The sequence below is a fragment of the Amycolatopsis sp. NPDC051102 genome, from assembly GCF_040682815.1.
In the GTDB taxonomy this organism is placed as follows: Bacteria; Actinomycetota; Actinomycetes; order Mycobacteriales; family Pseudonocardiaceae; genus Amycolatopsis.
Window position 1 is genome coordinate 788,361 of sequence record NZ_JBFBBT010000001.1, and the last position, 21,346, is coordinate 809,706.

Consider the following 21,346-nt stretch of genomic DNA (forward strand, 5'->3'; position numbering starts at 1 on the left):
CGTTCCCTTTCTGGTGTACGGACTTCTGGTTTCAGGCCCGGCGCCGTCGGGCGGCCGCGGCCTTGATGCCGGAGCGGCGCAGCTGTCCCTGCGCCTGGGTGTCGGGTGCGGGTTCGGGGGTCCCGGCGTCGCCGGCGGCGATCTTCGCGAGCGCGGCGACGGTCGGGGCCTCGTGGATGATGTGCGGCGGCAGCTCCGCGTCCGGGAACACCGTGCGCAGCGTCGCCAGCAGCGAGATGCCGAGCAGGGACGTGCCGCCCAGTTCGAAGAAGTTGTCCGACGCCCCGACGCGGTCCAGCCGCAGCAGTTCGCACCACGTCTCGGCCACCGCGCGTTCGGCGTCGCCCTCGGGCTCCTGGAACGGCGTGACGAGCTCCGGACGCGGGTGCCGGTCGGCTGTCGAACCGCCGTGCGCGGCGGAGGTGACCGCGTCGACGCTGAACCGGGCCGCCACGGCGGTCACCGCGTCCAGGTCCTGAGTGGACACCACGACGTGCGGCTCACCCGAGGCCAGTGCCCGCAGCAGCGTGCGCCAGCCCTGGTCGAAGTCGATGCCGAACTTGGCGCGGTGCTCGCGGAAGTAGGTCTGGATGTCCTCCTCGTACCCGGAAAGCCCTTCGTCCCAGGCGTTCCAGGTCCACTCGCCCCACGAGATCGACACCGTGCGGCCGCCGTGGCAGGCGGCGTAGGCGTCGAGCCACGCGTTGCCGGCGCAGTAGTCGACCTGGCCCGGCCCGCCGCCGGTGACCGAGGTGATCGACGAGAACAGCGCGACGAAGTCCAGGTCCAGCCCGTCGGTGGCCGCGCTGAGCGCCCGGGAGCCGGGCAGCTTCGGCGCGAGCACCTGGTCGGCGTCGCCGGGCTCCTTGAACTGCATCAGCCCGGTGCCCGGCACGCCCGCGGTGTGCAGGATGCCGTGCAGCGCCCCGAACTGCTCGAGGGCCACGGCGACCGCGCGCCGGACGTCGGCCTCCTCGGCGACGTCACCCTCGACGACCACCACTTCGCCGCCGAGCGCCTCGATTTCCCGGACGTGGTCGACGCGGTCGCGGATCGTGCCGGGCACCTCGTCGGTGCCGCCGGCGATCCCGGCCCAGCGCTCACGCGGCGGGAGGCCGCGCCGGCCGAACAGCACCAGTTTCGCGTGGTTGTCGCGGGCCAGCCGCTCGGCCATCGCCAGCCCGATCCCGCCGAGACCGCCGGTGATCAGGTAGACACCGTTCTCGCGCAGCACGTCCGTGGTCTGGTCGATCGGTTGCGGCGTCAGGACCTCGTAGCCGGGCAGCCAGCGCCGCGACCCGCGCAGCGCGACCGTGCGGCCGGGGGCCGGGCGGTGCAGCTCGGCGACCACCGCGGCGGCACCGGCGGCCGCGTCGACATCGATGAGTCGCGTCTGGACACCCGGGTACTCCATCGGGATCACCAGGTTCGGGCCGGTGAGCGTGGCCGCGTCGGGCCGCAGCTCGCCGTCGTGCAGGACGCGCTGGGTGCCGGTGGCGGCCAGGTCGAGCGTCCAGCCGCCGAGGCCCAGCTCGCCGGCGGCGCGGGCCAGCGCGACGAGCGTGTGCAGGCCGAGGGTGAGCTGGTCGCCGTCGTCGAGGTTCCACAGGTGCACGACCCGGTCGAGCCGGGTGCCGCCGCGCTTGAGGTCGCGCAGCAGCTGCAGCAGGTCGCCGACGTCGCCGGGGCGGACGGTGGCGTCCGGGCCCGGCCGGTACCCCGCCCCCGGCCGGACCACGGTCACCGGGTCGCCGGTGCGGCGGATCCCGTCGAGGACGTCCTCGGCGCGGCCGGGACGGGCGAACACCAGCCAGGACGCGGGCCGCGGCGCGGCGGGCGCGGCCGAGGTCTGGCGCCAGGTGGGCAGGTTGATCCACTGCTCCTCCGGCAGCAGCGGAATCCGGTCGAACTCCTCCAGCGGACCCTCCGCGGGCGTGTCGACCCGGGTGCCGCCGGCGGCGGCAGGCTGCGCCTCGATCCAGTAGCGCTGCCGCTGGAAGGGGTAGGTCGGCAGCGGCACGCGGCCCGGGGCGGACCCGCGGTACACCGGCGTCGCCGTGCCACGGCCGTGGTAGGCGGACCAGTCGAGGTCCGCGCCGAGCAGCCACAGCCGGGCCAAGCCGTCGGTGAGGACTTCGTCGGCCGGCCGCGGGTCGTCGGCGGCGGGCAGCGTGGCGGTGATGAGCGGCCAGCGCGTCGCCGGGCTCAGGCCGCGCAGCAGCGCGCCCAGGGACGGGCCGGGGCCGATCTCGACGACGGCCAGGTGCTCGTCGGCGAGCAGTGCGGTGGCCGCGTCGGCGAACCGGACGGTCTCGCACATGTGCCGCGCCCAGTAGGCGGCGTCGGTGACCAGCTCGGCGGTCGCCTGCTCGCCGGTCACGTTGGACAGGTACGGCAGCTCGGGCGCGGTGAGCGTGACGTTCGCGGCGATCCACGCGGTCAGCCCGGTCGCGGCCGGCGCCAGCATCCGCGAGTGGAACGCGTGGCTGGTGCGCAGCGGACGGCACGGGACGTCCGCGGCCCGCAGGTCCTGCGCGAGCCGGTCGACCGCCGCGGTCTCCCCGGCCACCACGACCAGGTCCGGGCCATTGACCGCGGCGATGTCGATACCCGCGAGGTCGAAGCGCGCCTCCAGGTTCGTGGCGGACAGCGGCACCGCGGCCATCGAACCGCCCGGCAGCGCGGCGATCAGCTCCGCGCGCTTGGCGACCAGCGCCAGGGCGTCCTCGAGCGAGAGGACCCCGGCCAGGCAGGCGGCGACGTACTCACCGAGGCTGTAACCGAGCATCGCGGCGGGCCGCAGCCCCCAGTCCATCAGCGTCCGGGCGAGGGCGTAGTCGACGGCGAACATCAGCGGCTGCGCGAGTTCCGTCCGCTGCAGCCGGTCGGCGCGCGGGTCCTCGTCGCCGCCGCGGCCGAGCAGCGCGGCCAGGCTCGGCCCGCCACCCCGGACGCCGGTGACGAGGTCGCCGTCGGCGTCCAGGTGGGCGAGGCACTCGTCGAGGTGGGCGCGGAACACCGGCTCGCGCCGGTACAGCTCGCCCGCCAGGCCGGGGTACTGCTCGCCGACGCCGGCGAAGAGGAACGCCACCGGCCGGCCCTGCACCGGCTCGACCCGGGCGGCGGGCGCGCCGGTCAGCGTCGCGACCGCACCGTCCACATCGGACGCCACGGCGACCCGCCGGTGCTCGAACGTCTTGCGCCCCTCCTGCAAAGTGAACGCGACGTCCGCGAGACGCGCGTCCGGGGTCCCGGCGAGGTGCTCGCCGAGGCGCCGGGCCGCGGCGTCGGCGGCGTCCGCGGTGCGGGCCGACACCGGCAGCACCTGGTAACGGCGTTCGGTGTCCGGGTCGCCCGGTGGCGGCGCGGGCCGGTCGGGCGGCTGTTCGACGACGACGTGCACGTTGGTCCCTCCCATGCCCAGCGAGTTGAGCCCGGCGATCCGGGGCCGGCCGCCGTCGGTGTTCCACGGCGCGAGCTCGGCTGCCACCCGGAACGGGCTGTGCGCGAAGTCGATCTCCGGGTTCGGCGCGGTGTAGTGCAGCGTCGGCGGGATCAGGCCCTCGCGGACCACCAGCGACGCCTTGATCAGCCCGGCCGTGCCCGCGGCGCGGTCGAGGTGCCCGACGTTCGGCTTCACCGAACCGAGGGCGCAGTACTGCTTCTCGGCCGTGTCCCCGAACGCGCGGGTCAGCGCGGCGACCTCGATCGGGTCGCCCAGCTCGGTCGCGGTGCCGTGGGCCTCGACGTACCCGACGTCCTCGGCCGCGACTCGTGCGTCCGCCATGGCGTCGGCGATCACCCGCGACTGCCCGCCCACGCTCGGGGCGGTGTAGCCGACCTTGAGGGCGCCGTCGTTGTTCATCGCCGAGCCGCGGATCACCGACCAGATGTGGTCGCCGTCGCGCAGGGCCGCGCCGAGCTTCTTCAGCACGACGACGGTGGCGCCGTCGCCGAACATGCTGCCGTGCGCCTGGGCGTCGAAGGTGCGCACGTGCCCGTCCGGCGACTCCTGGCCGCCGGGGGAGTGCAGGTGCCCGATCCGGTCGGGGACGCGGACCGAGACGCCGCCGGCCAGCGCCATCTCGCAGTCGCCGGCCCGCAGGCTGCGCATCGCGGTGTGCACCGCGACCAGCGACGTCGAGCAGAACGTCTGCACGGCCATGCTCGGGCCGCGCAGGTCGAACAGGTAGGACACGGTGGTGGTGAGCGCGTCCTTGTCGTTGCCCATCACCAGCTCGTAGATGCTGGCGTCGGCATCGGAGGTGAACTGGTTGGCGATGCCGAGCAGGTACGTCGAGAGGTTGCAGCCGCCGAACACGCCGACCCGGCCGCGCTCGTCGCCGGGCCGGGCGTACCCGGACTGCTCCAGCGCTTCCCAGCAGACCTCGAGGAACAGCCGTTGCTGCGGGTCGGTCAGCGCGGCCATCCGCGGGCTGAGGCCGAAGAACGCGGCGTCGAAGCCGGTGACGTCGTCGAGCACCGGCCGCGCCGGCACGTAGGCCGGGTCGCGGACCTGAGCCGGGTCGACACCGGCGGCGATGAGCTCGTCGGGGCTGAAGAAGGTGATCGACTCGACGCCGTCGCAGAGGTTGCGCCAGAACTCGTCGACCGTGCCGGCGCCGGGGAACCGGCCGGCCATGCCGACGATGGCGATGTGCCGGTCCAGCTCGTCGTCGTCCGGGTCCGCGACGGTGATCGGCGCGGCCGGGGTCACCACCGGTGCTTGTTCGTCGAGGGTGGCGGCCAGCGCCTGCACGGTCGGCAGCTCGAACAGCGTCACGGTCGGGATGGCGACGCCGAAGCGCTCCTTCACCAGCGCCAGCATCTGCAGGGCGAGCAGCGAGTTGCCGTTGAGGTCGAAGAAGTTGTCCCGCGTGCCGACCGGCTCCACACCCAGCACGGACGACCAGACTTCGGCGAGGCCGCGTTCGGTGGCGGTCATCGGCGGGGTGTACGGCTGCGGGAGATCGGGGCGGGGGAACCGGTCCGCGGTCGTCGTCGCGACCGGGGCCACCGCGGCGCCCGGAAGACGTTCGGCCAGCCCGCCCGCGGCGACGACCACCGCGGCGCCCGGGTGGGCGGTGAGGCGGTCGAACGCGGTCAGGGCCTGCGTCCGCGTCATGGCGTGCTTGGCCATGGTGGCGCCGAGCCGGCCGTCCAGCCGGTCCAGGGTGCCCGGCCAGGTGTCCCAGGCGGCGGCGAGCCAGCCGGGCCGGCCGTGGGCCTCGGCCAGCAGCGCCGCGTTGGCGGCGGCGTAGCTGCCGAAGGTGACCCCGCCGAGCAGTGCCGACGTCGACGAGAACAGCAGTGTCCATTCGGGACGGTCCGCGGCGGGCAGCTCGGCCAGCGCCGCGCCCAGCACCCGTGCGCCGCCGACCTTCGCCGCGAAGTGCCGGGCGATCGCCGGTTCGTCCAGTTCGGACAGCGGGCGGAAGCCCGCCGGGTCGGAGTCCGCGGCGGCGTGGACGATGCCGTCGAAGCGGTGGTCCGCGAGCAGGGCCCGCACCGCGACCGGGTCGCCGACGTCCACGCGAGGGATGTGCACGTCGGCGCCCAGCGCGCGCAGCCGGGCCACGGCCGCGTCGGTGCCCCCGCTGCGGCTGGCCAGCACCAGCCGGCGCGCGCCCCGGGTGACCAGGTGCTCGGCCACGGTGAGCCCGACGCCGCCGAGGCCGCCGGTGATCAGGTAGCTGCCGCCCGGCCGGATCGCCGGCGCGCCGGCCGGTTGGCCCGGGCGGTAGTCCGGGACGAGCCGCTCGTCACCGCGGTAGGCCACCAGCGGCGTGCCGGGGGAGCGCAGCTCCGCGGCCAGCACGGCCGCGGCTTCGGCGGGGCTGTGGGCCGCGTCGAGGTCGACGGTGCCCGCGTCGAGGTTCAGGTACTCCTGGTTCGCGACGACCGGCAGCACGCCCACCGCCGCCTGCGCCGGGCGCACCGGGCCGGGCCCGGCCGCCTGACCGGCGCGGGTGGCGACGAGCACCCGGACCGCGCGGGACCCGTCACCCGCCGCGGCGGCGAGGGTCCGGGACACCGCGTGCACCGCGGCGACGTCCTCGTCCAGGTCGAGCACCGACAGGTCGACGACGGTGTCGGCTTCGGCCACGTCGACCACGTCACCGAGCAGCGAGGTCAGGGCCGCGGCGACGCCGCCGGTGTCCGGCAGGATCGCGACCCGGCCGGTGCTCCCGGCGGCGGGCGCGGGCTGGGACCGCCACGACGGCGTCAGCAGCTGCACGTGCTCGTCGGGTTCGGCGGTGAGCCGGGGGACCTCCGGGGCGACGGTGCCGGGCGCGTCGATCCAGTAGCGCTCGCGCTGGAACGGGTAGCCGGGCAGGCCGACCCGCCGGGCTTCGCGGCCGCCGCGGACGCCGGTCCAGCCGAGGTCGACGCCGGCCAGCCACAGCCGCCCGGCTGCCTCGGTCAGCGCCGTGGTGGCCGGCACCGGGTCGTCGGCGCCGGGCAGCGTCGGCACGACCGAGGCCCAGCGCTTCGGCGGGCACGCCCGGTGCCCGCGGACCATCGCGCCCAGCGAGCGGCCCGGGCCGAGCTCCAGCAGCACGGTGTCTTCGTCGGCCAGCAGGGTGGCCAGCGCGTCGTCGAACCGGACCGGGGCGCACATGTGCTCGGCCCAGTAGGCCGGCTCGGGTGCCTCGGTGACCAGCTCGCCGGTGACGTTGGAGACGTAGGGAATGGCCGGCGCGTTCAGCGTGATGTTCGCGGCGACCCACGCGGTCAGCTCGTCGCGCAGCGGGGCGAGCTGCCGGGAGTGGAAGGCGTGCGTGGTGGCCAGCGGCCGGCACGGCACCTCGTCGGCGGCCAGCGACGCGCTCAGCCCGGCGATCGCCTCGGCGGTGCCGGACACGACGGTCAGCTGCGGGCCGTTGAGCGCGGCGATGTCCAGGCCGGTGCCCGCGATCCGGGCGCGCACGTCGCCGGCGGCCAGCGGCACGGCCGCCATCGCGCCGCCGGGCAGCGCGGCGATCAGCTTCGCCCGGTGCGCCACGAGCTTCAGCGCGTCCTCGAGGGACAACACCCCGGCCAGGCACGCGGCCACATACTCGCCGAGGCTGTAGCCGGCCAGGACGCTCGGCTCGACGCCCCACGAGCGCACGAGCTGGGCCAGCGCGTACTCGACGGCGAACAGCGCGGGGTGCAGCACGTCGGTGCGGTCGCCCGGGCGGTCCGTTCCGGTGGTGCGGCCCAGCAGCGCGGCAAGGCCGCCCGAAGTCTCCCGCTCGCCGAGCATCTCGGCCAGGAAGTCCGTGTCCAGCAACGCGCGGCAGCGGTCCAGCTCGGCGCGGAACACCGGCGCCGTCTCGTACAGCTCGGCGGCCAGGCCCGGGTACTGCTCGCCGGTGCCCGCGATGAGGAACCCGACGCGACGGCCGGTGTCGGCGTCGCTCGACGCCGACACGGCTCCTTCGCGCAGGGCTTGCGCCGCCTCGGCCGCCGAGGCCGCGACCAGCATCCGGCGGTGCCCGAACGTCGTCCGCCCACTTTGGAGCGTATGGGCGACGTCGGCGAGCGCGTCGCCGGAGGTGGCCAGGTGGGCGGCGAGGTTCGCGGTGGCCGCGTCGGCTGCGGCGGCCGAACGCGCCGACCACACGAGCAGCTCGGGGCCGGTCGCCGCGGTGGGCACCTGCAGCGGCGCCTCCTCCAGCACGACGTGGGCGTTGGTGCCGCCGATGCCGAACGCGCTGACGCCGGCGCGGCGCGGGGTGTCCGTACGCGGCCACGGCGTGCGCTCGGTGACCACGGTCAGCTCGGCCGTCCCCGCGGTGAGCTGCGGGTTCGGCGTGCCGAGGTTGCGCGTCGGCGGGATCTCCTCGTGGTGCAGCGCGAGGGCCGCCTTGATCAGGTTCGTCACGCCGGCGGCGCGGTCGAGGTGCCCGACGTTGGTCTTCACCGAGCCGATCCGGACCGACTCGCCCGCGAAGACCTGCTGCAGCGCGGCGATCTCGGCGGCGTCGCCGAGCGCGGTGCCGGTGCCGTGCGCCTCGACGTACCCGATGTCCGCCGGCTCCAGCCCGGCCGCGGCGAGCGCCTCGGCGATCACCGTGGCCTGCCCCTCGACACCGGGTGCGGTGAAGCCGACCTTGCGGCCGGCGTCGTTGTTGACCGCCCAGCCGCGCAGCACCGCGTACACCCGGTCGCCGTCGGCGAGCGCGTCCTCCAGCCGCCGCAGCGCGACCACGCCGACGCCGCCGCCGAGCGGGGCGCCGAGCCCCGCGGCGTCGAACGCGCGGCACTCGCCGTCCGGCGGCGCGATGCCGCCCTGCTGGTACAGGTAGCCGACGCGGTGCGGCACGCCGATCGACACGCCACCGGCCAGTGCGACGTCGCATTCGAAGTTCGCCAGGCTGCTCGCCGCGACGCAGACCGCGACCAGCGACGTCGAGCAGGCGCTCTGGATGCTGAAGGCCGGTCCGGACAGGCCGAGGGTGTGCGAGACCCGGGTGGCCAGGGTGTCCTTGTCGTTGCCGAGGGCGATGGCGATCTCGCCCATCTCGCGGGCCGCGTCCGCCGGGGTCAGGTTGTGGGTCAGGTAGGTGCTCCACGCGCAGCCGGCGAACACGCCGATCGCGCCGTCGAACCGCGCCGGGTCGCAGGCCGCGTCCTCCAGCGCGTGCTGGCTGTGCTCCAGGAACAGCCGGTGCTGCGGGTCGAGGATCTGGGCCTCCTTCGGGTTGATCCCGAAGAAGCCCGCGTCGAAGTTCTCGACGCCGGTGACGACGGCACCCGCCTTGACGTAGGCGGGGTCGCCGAGCCGGTCGGCGGGCACGCCCGCGGCCAGGAGCTCCTCGTCGGTGAAGCGGGTGATGCCGGAGCGGCCGGCGCGGACGGTCTCCCAGAGCGTGCCGACGTCGTCGGCGCCCGGGAAGCGGCCGGCCATGCCGACCACGGCGATGTCCGTGGGGGAGAGTTCGCTGCTGGTGTCGGTCACGGTGTCCCTCATTTCCGGGTGCCGGCCAGGCGGCGGCGCCGGCCCCGCGCGGATCCGGTGGTCGCCGCCCGCGGGGCGGGCGAGTCGGTGTCGGTCAGGGCGGCGGCGAAGGCGGCCACGGTGGGGTGGCCGAAGAGGACGGCGGGCGCGATCGGCAGGCCGAGGCGCTTCTCCAGCGCCGCCACCATGGCCATGCCGACCAGCGAGTTGCCGCCGAGGTCGAAGAACGGGTCGTGCACGCCGACGGCGTCGATGCCGAGGAACTCGCCCCAGACGCCGGCGATGTCGGTCTCGAGCTCGCCGCGCGGGGCGGCGTACTCGGTGCGCAACGGCGGCCGCGGGTAGCGCGACTTCGGCGTCGGCGCCGCTTCGAGGAGCCCGCCGAGGTCGTTGAGCGCGGCCAGCTCGCGACGGGCCGCCGGCAGGTCCTGGCGCAGCGCCACGACCGTGCCGCGGAAGCCGTTCCCGGCGAGTTTGTCCAGGACGGCGCAGCCGGCTTCGGCCGTGAAGCCGTAGCGGCGGCGGTAGGCGAGCCGGGCTTCGCCGGTGGCCGCGTCGGCCCAGGCGTCGTGCTGCCAGTGTCCCCAGGCGACGGTCACGACTTGCGTGTCCGATGTGGACAGTGCGGCGCCGTGGGCGTCGAGGACGCTGTTGGCCGCGCAGTAGTCGGCTTCGCCGATGCCGCCGACGACCGTGACGATCGAGGAGAACAGCACCAGACGCCGCGGCTGTGCGTCCAGGAGCGGGCGGATCGCCCGGACCTTCGGGGCGAGCGTCCGGTGCATGTCCTTGGCGGTGCGGCGTTGCGTCAGGCCGCCGCCCGGCAGGCCCGCGGCGTGCACGATGGAGTCGAACTCGCCGACCTGCTTCCTGGCTTCCGCCAGGGCTCCGGCCAGCTGCTCCGGGACGCCGGTGTCGGCTTTGAGCACCAGCACGTCGGCCGTCAGCTCCGCGAGGTCGCGCTGGTCCGCCTCGCCGGTGCGGCTGATCAGGACGAGCTTGCGGGCGCCGTGGCCGTCGAGGTGCTTGGCCACGATCATGCCGAGGCCGCGGGTGCCGCCGGTGATCACGTGCGTGCCGCCCCAGTCCGGGGTGGCGTCGCCGAGCGTGATCTCGGTGTACTCCTGGAGACGGCGGCGGCCGCCGCGCCAGCCCGCGAGTATCGGTTCTTTTGCCGCGTCGTCGGTCCAGGGCCGGGCGAGCTCGTCGAGCAGGTGTTCGGCCGGCGTGCCGGGTTCGACGTCGACGCCGCGCCACCGCAGGCCGGGGTACTCGGCGCGGACACCGCGGCCGAGGCCGTGCACGCCGGCGGCGTCGGGGTCGGTGAGGTCGCCGCCGGTGATCTCGGCCGCGCCGGTGGTGACGGTCAGGAGCCGGACGTCGTGGCCTTCGAGGGCCTGGACGGTCCGCAGGAGGTCGTCGAACCCGCCGTCGTGGACGACGTGCACCGGCTGGGGCAGCTTGGCCGGGTCCGTGCCGACGGTCATCCCCGCCTGCGCGGCCAGCGTGGCGAGTTCGCCGTTCGTGGTGATCAGCGAGCCGTGCGGCGTGGCGGTGGGGCGGGTGGGGTCCAGGCGCCACACCGGCGCGTAGAGCCGGCCGGTCTCGTCGACCGGTTCGGCTTGCGTGCGGGTCGCCTGGGGCCAGAACTTGGTGCGCTGGAACGGGTAGCCGGGCAGGGACACGGTCCGGCCGCCGTTCCGGAGGGCCGTGAAGTCCGTTGGCACGCCGAGTTCCCACAGCCGGGCGAGGGTTTCCAGCAGCGCGGTGCGTTCGGCCGGGCGGTTCTCGGCGGGCCAGGGCGCGGGGAGGGTGCCGAGCACGGCGGGCCGGGCGCCGGCGAGGTTCTGGCGGACGAGCCCGCCGAGGGTCTGGCCCGGGCCGAGCTCGACGTAGGCGTCGACTTCCTGGCCGGCGCAGTGCCGGACGCCGTCGGCGAACCGCACCGGGCGGCAGAGGTGACCGGCCCAGTACTGCGGGTCGACGGCTTCAGCGTCGGTGAGGACGGTGCCGGTCGCGTTCGAGACGATGGGGATCCGCGGCGCTTGCCGGGGGACGGAGGCGACCAGCGCGGCCAGCTCGTCCCGGGCGGTTTCCAGCAGCGTCGAGTGGAACGGGTGGGCCGAGCGCAGGGCCCGCGCGGCGAGGCCGGCGTTTTTCAGTTGCGCGGCCGCGGCTTCGACGTCCGCCGGCGATCCACTGAGGACGGTCATCTGCGGGCCGTTGAGGGCGGCGACGTCCACGTTCGTTCCGCTGATCGCCGCGGCGACCTGATCGGCGGACCCGGCGACGGCGAGCATCCGCCCGGCCGGGGCGCGCCCGATCAGCCGGGCCCGTCCGGTGACGACGTGCAGGGCGTCGGCGAGGGTGAAGACCCCGGCGAGACAGGCGGCGACGTACTCGCCGAGGCTGTAGCCGACGAGCAGGTCGGGCTGGACACCCCGGGCCGCGAGCAACTGGGCGAGGGCGTACTCGACGGTGAACAGGAGCGGGTGGGCGACCTCGGCGCGGTCGAGGAGTTCGTCTTCCTGAGCCGTCCCGAAGAACGACGCTTCGATCGTTCGGGGTTCCGCGAAGAAGGCGGCCTCGAGGTCGACGCCGCACCGGTCGGCGGCGATGGTGCAGCATTCGTCGACGGCTTGGGCGAAGACGGGTTCGTCGCGGTAGAGCTGCGTGGCCAGGCCGCGGTACTGGTCCCCGACGCCGGGGAGCAGGAAGGCGACCCGGGGTTTGCCGGGCTTGCGGTGCACGCCGGGGGACGCCGGGGCGGCGGTGAGCTGCCGGGCCGCGTCGGCGAGATCGGTGGCCACCACGGCCCGGCGGTGGTCGAGGTGGGCGCGGCCGGCGCGGAGGGTGTGCGCGAGGTCGGCGAGGGTCAGGTTCGTGATCGAAGCGGCATCTCGCGTGATTGCGGGGACATCTTGCGTGATTGAAGGGACATCACCGGCCGCTCGGGCGAGGCGGGTGAGCTGCGCACTCAGCGCAGCCGCCGACGCGGCCGAGACCGGGATCAGCTCGGCGACCGGCGGCACCACACCCGGTCGTGAGTGGTAAGGAGGGTTAGAACCCGCTTTTTCACTCACGACCGGCTGCGGCAGGTCGGAAGCCGGTGCGGCCTCCAGGACCAGGTGGGCGTTCGTGCCCGACCAGCCGAACGAACTGACCCCCGCCACCGCCGGGCGGCCGTGGTCCGGCAGGGCGGCCAGGCCCGTGGCGGGCCGCACGGCCGGGTTCGCCAGCACCTGCTCCGCCGGGTCGCTCATGTGCAGGTTCGGCGGGACTTCCCCGTTCTCCAGCACCAGTACCGTCTTGATCAGCCCGGCGATCCCGGCCGCGGTGTGCGTGTGCCCGATGTTCGTCTTCACCGCCCCGACCGTGAGCGGCCGATCCGCGGGACGGCTGCCGAACACATCGCCCAGCGCGCCCAGCTCGATCTCGTCGCCCAGCGGCGTGCCCGAGCCGTGCGCCTCCAGGAAGTCGACGTCGGCCGGGGCGGCACCCGCGTCGGCCAGTGCCCGGCGGAGCACGTCGACCTGGGCGCCGCGGTTGGGTGCGGTCAGGCCGTTGCTGCGGCCGTCCTGGTTCACCGCCGAGCCGCGGATCACCGCGCGGATGCGGTGGCCGTCGCGCAGGGCGTCGGACAGCCGGGCCAGCACCACCATCCCGCCGCCCTCGCCCATCATGTAGCCGTCGGCGCTCGTGTCGAACGTGTGGCAGCGGTCGGTCGGCGACAGCAGCGCGTTGCGGCTGCTGTAGACGTACAGGAACGGGTGCAGCGCCAGGAACCCGCCGCCGGCGAGGGCGTAGTCGCACTCGCCCGTCCGCAGCGCGCGGGCCGCGAGGTGCACGGCGACCAGCGTCGACGAGCACGCGGTGTCCAGCGAGAACGCCGGCCCGCGCAGGTCGAAGTGGTACGCCAGCCGCCCAGCGACGACGCTGGCGAGGCTGCCCTGGCCCATGTACGGGTCGGCGTACACGCCGGTGCCTTCGCGCTCCGCCTCCACCTGGCCGTACTGGAAGGCGTCGGAGAAGCCGAGGAGCACGCCGGTGCGGGTGCCCTTGAGCTGCGGCGCGGGGGTGCCGGCGTCGTCCATCGCCTCCCACGCCAGCTCCATCAGCAGCCGCTGCTGCGGGTCCATCCGCAGCGCCTCCTGCGGGGCGTAGCCGAAGAAGCCGGCGTCCCAGCCGTCCACTTCGGACAGGAACGCGCCGCGGCGGCGGGTGCCGGGCCGGTGGTCGAACCGGCCGTCGGGCACGTCGCCGACTTCCGCGGCCCGGCCCTCGCGAAGCAGCTTCCAGTACGAGCCGACGTCCGGGGCGCCGGGGAACCGGCAGGACATGCCGATCACGGCGATGGGCTCGCTCTCGCGGGCCTCGTACTCGGCGAGCCGCTTGCGCGCGCCCGCGAGCTCGACCGTCGCCCGCTTCAGGTAGTCGCGAAGCTTGTCTTCGCCGGTCATAACCGAACCCCTATCCGTTCGCAAAAGGTCAGAGCTTGTCGATGAAGGCGAAGAGCTCGTCGTCCGAGGCGAGGTCGAGCGCGGGCTCGGCGCCGAGCCCGTCCAGCGCCTCCCGCAGCACGTCCGCCAGCCGGACGCGCTCCTCGGCGTCCGCGCCGGGCAGCACTTCGCCGAGCGCCTCGCGCAGCCGCTGCGCGGGGTCCGGCGGCGGCGGGAGCAGCTCGCCGAGCAGATGCGCGGCCAGCAGCTCGACCGTCGGGTGGTTGAACAGCAGCGACGCGGGCAGCCGCAGCCCGGTGCCGGCCCCGATGCGGTTGCGCAGCTCCACCGACGTCAGCGAGTCGATCCCCAGCTCGCTGAACGGCTTGGCCACCTCGACCGACGCCGGTGACCGGTGCCCCAGCGCCGTGGCGACCTCGGTCCGGACGAAGCCGGTCACCGTCGCGGCCGCGGTTTCCCGGTCCAGCCCGGCGAGCTGCCCGGCCAAGCCCGTGGCAACCGGGGCGGCCGAGACGGCGCGGCGGACCGGCACGAAACTCCGCAGCACAGCGGGGATTTCGTCGGCGACCCGCAGCGCCGCGATGTCCCAAGTGGACGCCACGACCGTACCGGACAGCCCGAGCGCGGCGTCGAACGCGGCCAGGCCCTGCGCCTCGGTGATCGGCCGGACGCCGGTCAGCCGCGAACGGTCCGTCGCGCTCATCGCGGCCGTCATGCCGGTGGCCGTGTCCCACAGGCCCCACGCGATCGACACGCCCGGCAGCCCGCGGGCCGCCCGGTGCTCCGCCAGCGCGTCGAGGGACGCGTTGGCGGCGGCGTAGTTCGCCTGGCCGCGGTTGCCGAGCACCCCGGCGATCGAGGAGAACAGCACGAACGCGGCGAGCGGCTGGTCCGCGGTGAGCTCGTGCAGCAGCCAGGCGGCATCGCGCTTGGGCCGCAGCACGGTGTCCAGCTGCGCTCGCGTCAGCCCGGTGATGGTCGAGTCGTCCAGGACGCCGGCGGCGTGGACCACGCCGGTGAGCGTCTCGCCGGCCAGCACCGCGCCCAGCGCGGCCCGGTCGGCGACGTCGGCCGCCACCACCCGGACGCGGGCGTCGAGCCCGGCCAGCCGGGCCGGGACGTCACCGCCGCGGCGCGAGACCAGCAGCAGGTCACGCACGCCGTGCGCGGTCACCAGCCGCTCGGCGACCAGGGTGCCGAGCCCGCCCGTGCCGCCGGTCACCAGCACCGTGCCGGTGCCGAAGTCCACAGTGGACGGCTCGGCCACGCACCGCGCCAGCCGGGGCACGAGCACCGCGCCGTCACGCACGGCGAACTGCGGCTCCCCCGCGTCGAGCGCCGCCGCGAGGGGAGCGCCGGGCCGGGCACCCGCCAGGGCGAAGCGGCCGGGGTGCTCGGCGATCGCCGACCGCACCAGGCCCCACACCGGCGCGCCTTCGGGCGATCCCGGGTCCTGCAGGAACACCAGCTTCGAGCCGTCGCACCGCTCGTCGAGCAGCCAGCGCTGCACGAGGTCCAGCACGGCGGGCAGCTCGTGCGCGGTGGTCAGCACGACGGGCGGGACGACCTCGGGCAGCTCCGTGCCGATCACGGTCCACTGGCGGTCGTCGCCGGCCGGCAGCGACGCCGGCGTCCATTCCACGCGGTAGAGCTCCGCGGCCGCGCCCGGCAGCGCGCCGGGCCGCAGCAGCAGTGACTCCACGCCGCCGAGCGGGGTGCCGGCCGTGTCGTAGAGGGTGACTTCGACGCCGGTGGCCGCCGAACCGGACAGCCGGGCCCGCACCGAACCCGGCAGGGGCGAGGTGATCCGCAGGCCGCCGAAGGAGAACGGGAGCAGCAGCTCGGGGCCGTCGAGCACGAGGGCGTGCAGCACCGCGTCGAGCACCGCGGGGTGCGCGGTGAACTCGCCCTCGGCGGCCAGCGCCACCTCGACGTACTGGTCGTCGCCGTCGCGCCACAGCGCGGTGAGGCCCTGGAACGCCGGCCCGTATTCGTAGCCGCGTTCGGCGAGCCGCGTGTAGACGCCGTCGAGGTCGACCGGCTCCGCCCCGAGGGGCGGCCAGACCGGCAGGGGAGTGACGGGTGCATGCTCGGGGCTCACCGTGCCGGTCGCGTGCCGGGTCCACGGGCCGTCGCCGAGTCGCGAGTGGATGGTCAGCGGACGGCGGCCGCGGTCGTCCGCGCCGCCGAGACCGGCCTGGACTTCCACGACGCCCGAGGCGGGCAGCACCAGCGGCGCTTCCAGCGTCAGGTCCTCGACGCCCCCGAAGCCGTTCGCCGCTTCCAGGGCCAGTTCGGCGAACCCGGTGCCGGGGAACAGGACCGTGCCGCGGACCGCGTGCCCGGCCAGCCACGGCAGCGAGGTGAGCGAGAGCCGGCCGGTGGCGACCAGGCCGTCGCCGTCGGCGACCGGCGTGGGGGTGCCGAGCAGCCCGCCGGAGCGGTCCGTGAGCCAGTAGCGCTGCCGGTCGAACGCCGAGGTCGGGACGTCCGGGTGGCGGGTGACCGGGCCGAGCAGCCGCGGCCAGTCCACTCCTGCGCCCCGCACGTGGGCCGCGGCGAGGGAGAGCAGGAACCGCTGCGGCCCGCCTTCGCCGCGGCGCAGCGTGCCGACGGCGGTGCCGTCGATGGCCGCGTCGGCCAGGATCTCCTGCACCGCGCCGGCGAGGATGGGGTGTGGGCTGACCTCGACGAACAGCGGCCGCCGGTAGCCGGCGAAGGCGCGGACGGCGGCGTCGAACCGGACCGGCTCGGCCAGGTTGCGGTACCAGTAGCCCGCGGTCAGCTCCGAGCCCGGCAGGAAGCCGCCGGTGCAGGAGGAGCAGATCGTGGTCGCGGTGTCGGCGGGCGTCAGGTCGCCGATCGCGGCGAGCAGGGCGTCGCGGACGGCTTCGACGTGCGGGGTGTGCGCCGCGTACGCCACCGGCGTGCGCCGGACCTGGACGTCCGTGCAGACGGCCGCGAACTCCTCGATCGCGGCCAGGTCGCCGCCGACCACGGTGCCCACCGGGCCGTTGTCGACGGCCGGCCACAGCCGCCCGGCCCACGGTTCGAGCCGCTCCCGCACCTGCGCGACCGGCAGGCCGACGGCGAGGATTCCGCCGGTGCCGTCGAGTTCGGCGGTGAGGAGGCGGCTGCGCACGGCGATGATCCGGGCGGCGTCGGCGAGCGGCAGCGCCCCGGCGACGACGGCCGCGGCGAGCTCGCCTTGGGAGTGGCCGACCACCGCGGCCGGGTCGACCCCGGCGGCCTGCCACAGTCCGGCGAGGGCGACCATGACGGCGAACAGCACCGGCTGCACGACGTCGGTCCCCTCCAGGCCCGGCGCGCCGTCCGCGCCGGTGAGCACGTCGAGCACCGACCAGCCGGTGTGCGGCCGCAGGGCCTCGGCGGCGTCGGTGAGCAGCTGTGCGAAGCCCGCGTCCGCGGCGAGCAGTTCGGCGGCCATGCCCGGCCACTGCGCGCCCTGGCCGGGGAAGACGAACACCGGCTTCGCGTCGCCCGTGGCGGTACCGGTCACGAGCGCCGGGTGCGGGGCACCGTCGGCGAGGGCGGCGAGCGCGGCCACCAGTTCGGAACGGCCGGCGGCGACGACGACCGCACGGCAGGTGCCGGGACGGCGGCGGGCGAGAATCGCGGCGGTGGCAGCGATGTCGTCGTCGGCGGCGGTTTCGGCGTAGGTCCGCAGCCGGGCGGCCTGAGCCCGCAGCGCGACGTCCGAGTGGGCGTACAGGGTCCACACCAGCGGCGCGGCGGACACCGGCGGCAGCTCTTCGGCAGGCGCCGCTTCCAGCACGACGTGGGCGTTGGTCCCGCTGATCCCGAAGCTCGACACCGCCGCCCGGCGCGGGCGGCCGTGCTCGGGCCACGGCTGAGCGGCCGAGAGCACCTCGACCCGGCCGCTCGCCCAGTCGACGTGCGAGCTCGGGACGTCGGCGTGCAGCGTGCGCGGGATCGTGTCGTGCCGCAGCGCTTCGACCATCTTGATCACGCCCGCGACACCGGCCGCGGCCTGCGTGTGGCCGATGTTGGACTTGAGGGAACCCAGCCACAGCGGGGTTTCGCGGTCCTGGCCGTAGGTCGCCAGCAGCGCGTGCGCCTCGATCGGGTCGCCCAGCGCCGTCCCGGTGCCGTGCGCCTCGACCACGTCGACGTCCGATGTGGACAGTCCCGCCGTCCGCAGCGCACGGCGGATGACCTGCTGCTGCGCCTGGCCGTTCGGGGCGGTGAGGCCGTTGCTGGCACCGTCGGAGCCGGTCGCGCCGCCGCGCAGCAGCGCCAGCACCGGGTGGCCGTGGCGGCGGGCGTCGGACAGCCGCTCCAGGACCAGCATCCCCGCGCCCTCGGCGAACGCGGTGCCGTCGGCGTCCGCCGAGAACGCCTTCGCGCGGCCGTCGGCGGACAGGCCGTTCTGGCGGGTGAAGTCGACGAGGTTGCCGGGGGCGGCCATCACGGTGACGCCGCCGGCGAGGGCGAGCGAGCAGTCGCCGCGGTGCAGGGCGTCGGCGGCCAGCTGGATCGCGACCAGCGACGACGAGCACGCCGTGTCGATCGTGAGCGCGGGCCCGCGCAGCCCGTAGGTGTAGGCGATCCGGCCCGACGCGACGCTCGGGGACGTGCCGGTGAGGCGGTGGCCGTCGACCAGGCCGGTCGGCTCGTGCAGCCGGGGTCCGTAGTCCATGGCCATCGCGCCGACGAACACGCCCGTTTCGGTCCCGGCGAGGGCGGCCGGCTCGAGGCCGGCGCGCTCGATCGCCTCGTGGCTGATTTCCAGGAGCACCCGCTGCTGCGGGTCCATGGCCAGGGCTTCGCGGGGGCTCAGGCCGAAGAACGCGGGGTCGAACCGGTCGGCGTCGTGCAGGAACCCGCCGAAGCGGGTGGCGCACGAGCCGGGGCCGGTGTCGCCGAGGAGCGTGTCGAGGTCCCAGCCGCGGTTCACGGGCAGCTCGGTGACGGCCTCGCCGCCCGCGGCGACCAGGTCCCACAGCTCGGCGGGGGAGGTGATGCCGCCGGGGAACCGGCAGCCCATGGCGACGATCGCGATCGGGTCTTCTTTCTGCGGCGCAACGGCTTCCGGAGCGGGGCCGGCCGGGCGAGCCCGCAGGTGCGTGATGAGGTGAGCGGGCGTCGGGAAGTCGAACAGCAAGGTCGTCGGCAGCTTCAGCCCGGTGGCGGCCTGCAGCCGGGTGCGCAGCTCGACCACGCTCACCGAGTCGAAGCCGAGGTCCTTGAACGTGCACGCGGGGTCGATGGCGGTCACGTCGGCGTGGCCGAGGACGGCCGCGGCGGTGGCGAGCACCAGGTCCGAGACCTGCGCCGGATCCACGGCGACCGGCGCGGCGGCCGCTTCTTCGCCGAGCCAGTGCCGGGTCCGCTGGAAGGCGTACGTCGGCAGGTCCACCAGCCGCGAGCCGGGCACGACCCACCGCACACCCGCCCCGGCGACGAACGCCTCGGCGAGGCTCCGGCGCAGGCGGTCCTGGCCACCGTCGTCACGCCGGAGCGTGCCGACGACGGCCACCGCACGGTCGTGCGCTTCGGCCGTCTCCTCGATGCTGCCCAGCAGCACCGGGTGTGGGCTGCACTCGACGAACCGCGCGCCGCCGGCGGCCAACGCCCCGGCGGTCGCCTCGGCGAACCGGACCGGACGCCGCAGGCTTTCGAACCAGTACCCGGCGTCGAGGCCCGCGGTGTCGAAGGGTTCGCCGGTGAGGGCCGAAACGAACGTGACCGAAGTGGACACCGGGCGCACCGGCTCCAGGAGCCGCAGGATTTCCTCGCGCAGGGGGTCGACCGCCGCCGAGTGCGACGCGTAGTCGACCGGCAGGATCTTCGCGCGGTACCCCTCCGCGGTGAGCGTGGCGTGCAACGCCGCGAGCGCATCGGCGGGCCCGGACAGCACCACGGACCGGGTGCCGTTCACCGCGGCCACCGACACTCCGGCAGGCAGCAGCGGCACGACCGTGTCCTCGGGGGCGCCGACCGACATCATCCCGCCGCCGCGCGGCATCCCGGCGATCGCCCGGCTGCGCAAGGCGACCACCCGGGCGCCGTCGGCGAGGGACAACGCACCGATCGCGGTGGCGGCGGCGATCTCGCCCTGGGAATGCCCGACGACGACCGACGGGGTGAGTCCCGCGTCGCGCCAGACCGCCGCCAGCGACACCATCACCGCCCACAACGCGGGCTGGACGACGTCGACGCGCTCGAGGTCGGCGGTGCCGGCGCGCAGGTCGGCCAGGAGGTCGTAGTCCACGAACTCCGCGAGCGCGGCCGAACACTCCGCCAGCCGGCGGGCGAACACGGGCGAGTCGCGCAGCAGCGCACGGGCCATCGCCGGCCACTGCGAACCCTGCCCGGGGAACACGAGGACGTCGGCGCCGTCGACGGTCCGTCCGGTCACGACACTCTCCGAGGGAGTTCCGCCGGCGAGCGACGCGAGGTCGTCGAACACGACCGCACGGTGCTCGAAGAGGTCCCGGGTGCGCAGCAGCGACCGGGCGACGTCGCGGTGGGCGAGGCCGGGGTACTCGGCGAGGTGGCCGGCGAGCGCGCGGGCCTGGGCGGGCAGGGCGGCGGCCGTCCGGGCCGACAGGACCAGCGGGACGCCGTCGGCAGCGACGTCCTCGGGCTGGGGAACCACCGGGGCCTCGGCCAGGACGAGGTGACAGTTGGTGCCGCCGACGCCGAACGAGCTCACGCCGGCGACGAGCCGGTCCTGCGGCCGCGGCCAGTCCCGGTCCTCCTGCACCACTTCGACGTTCAGTTCCGCGAACGGGATGGCCGGGTTCGGCGTGGCGAAGTTCAGGCTCGGCGTCAGCCGGCGTTCCTTGAGGCACACCAGCACTTTCAGCAGCCCGGCGACGCCGGCGGCCCCTTCGAGGTGGCCGACCACGGTCTTGACCGACCCGACCGCCAGCGGTTCCGGGCGGTCCCCGGCGAACGCGGCCCCGAGGGCCTCGGCCTCGATCGGGTCGCCGACCGGCGTGCCGGTGCCGTGCAGTTCGACGTACTGGACGTCGGCCGGTGCGACTCCGGCGTCGGCGCACGCCAGCCGGATCACCTCGGTCTGCGCCTCGGCCCGCGGCACGGTGAGGCCCGCGCCGCCGCCGTCGTTGTTCACGGCCCCGCCCAGCAGCACCGCGTGGACGCGGTCGCCGTCCGCGAGCGCGGCGCTCAGCCGCTTGAGGACCACCAGGCCGCCGCCCTCGCCGCGGACGTACCCGTCGGCGCGGCTGTCGAAGGTGTGGCAGCGCCCCTGCGGGGACAGCGCGCCGAAGCGGTCCACGGTCTCCGTGACCGCTTTCAGGAGGTTGAGGTTCACTCCACCGGCGAGCGCGACGGCCGCGGTGCCGCGGCGCAGCTGCTCGGCCGCCAGGTGCACCGCCACCAGTGACGACGACTGTCCGGAGTCGACGGTCAGGCTCGGGCCGCGCAGCCCCAGCACGTAGGAGACGCGGTTCGCGATGAGGCTGCGGTGCGTGCCGGTGAGGGTGTGCGGTCCGGCGCCGAGGCGGTCGTGCAGCAGCGCGTAGTCGCCGTTGATCGCGCCGACCACGACCGCCGTGCCGCTGTCGCGCAGCGATCCGGGCGCGATCCGGGCGTCCTCGCACGCCTCCCACGCCAGCTCCAGCACCAGCCGCTGCTGGGGGTCCATCGCCGCGGCCTCGCGGGGGGAGACGCCGAAGAAGGGCGCATCGAAACCGTCCACATCGGACACGAACCCACCGCGCCCGGCACCGTCGCCGTCCGTCCACCGGCCCGGCGGGACCGCGCCGACGGCCTCGCGGCCCTCGGCCAGCAGCCGGCGCAGCCGCGCCGGGGAAGGGGCGCCGGGCAGCCGGCAGGACATGCCGACCACCGCGATCGGCTCACCGGGAGCAGGCAGGGAAGACATAGTTCACCCATCGTCGGAAGGGATCCGGAAATCGGGGAATGC

Annotated in this window: 3 protein-coding genes; all 3 read right to left on the reverse strand. The window is 75.3% G+C overall.

Annotation, left to right across the window (positions count from 1 at the left end; all coding sequences use genetic code 11):
* Window positions 1–31: 31 nt before the first annotated feature.
* Genes AB0M93_RS03360 through AB0M93_RS03370 form a run of 3 tightly spaced genes read right to left on the reverse strand, consistent with a single transcriptional unit; the run spans window position 32 to window position 21,304 of the window.
* Window positions 32–8,947 carry an SDR family NAD(P)-dependent oxidoreductase gene (locus AB0M93_RS03360; protein WP_364267887.1) on the reverse strand — a complete coding sequence of 2,972 codons (8,916 nt, stop codon included), beginning with the start codon at window positions 8,945–8,947 and terminating at the stop codon, window positions 32–34.
* Between the two features lie 8 nt (window positions 8,948–8,955).
* Window positions 8,956–13,407 (reverse strand): SDR family NAD(P)-dependent oxidoreductase, encoded by a 4,452-nt coding sequence (locus AB0M93_RS03365; protein WP_364267889.1) that lies wholly within the window; start codon window positions 13,405–13,407, stop codon window positions 8,956–8,958.
* Window positions 13,408–13,435: 28 nt separating this feature from the next.
* Window positions 13,436–21,304 (reverse strand): type I polyketide synthase, encoded by a 7,869-nt coding sequence (locus AB0M93_RS03370; protein WP_364267891.1) that lies wholly within the window; start codon window positions 21,302–21,304, stop codon window positions 13,436–13,438.
* Window positions 21,305–21,346: the final 42 nt, after the last annotated feature.

What these genes read in the sequence shown, in the direction of transcription:
- AB0M93_RS03365 (WP_364267889.1), bottom strand. Translation starts at nt 13,407, where the DNA reads ATGACCGGCGAAGACAAGCTTCGCGACTACCTGAAGCGGGCGACGGTC.
- AB0M93_RS03370 (WP_364267891.1), bottom strand. Translation starts at nt 21,304, where the DNA reads ATGTCTTCCCTGCCTGCTCCCGGTGAGCCGATCGCGGTGGTCGGCATG.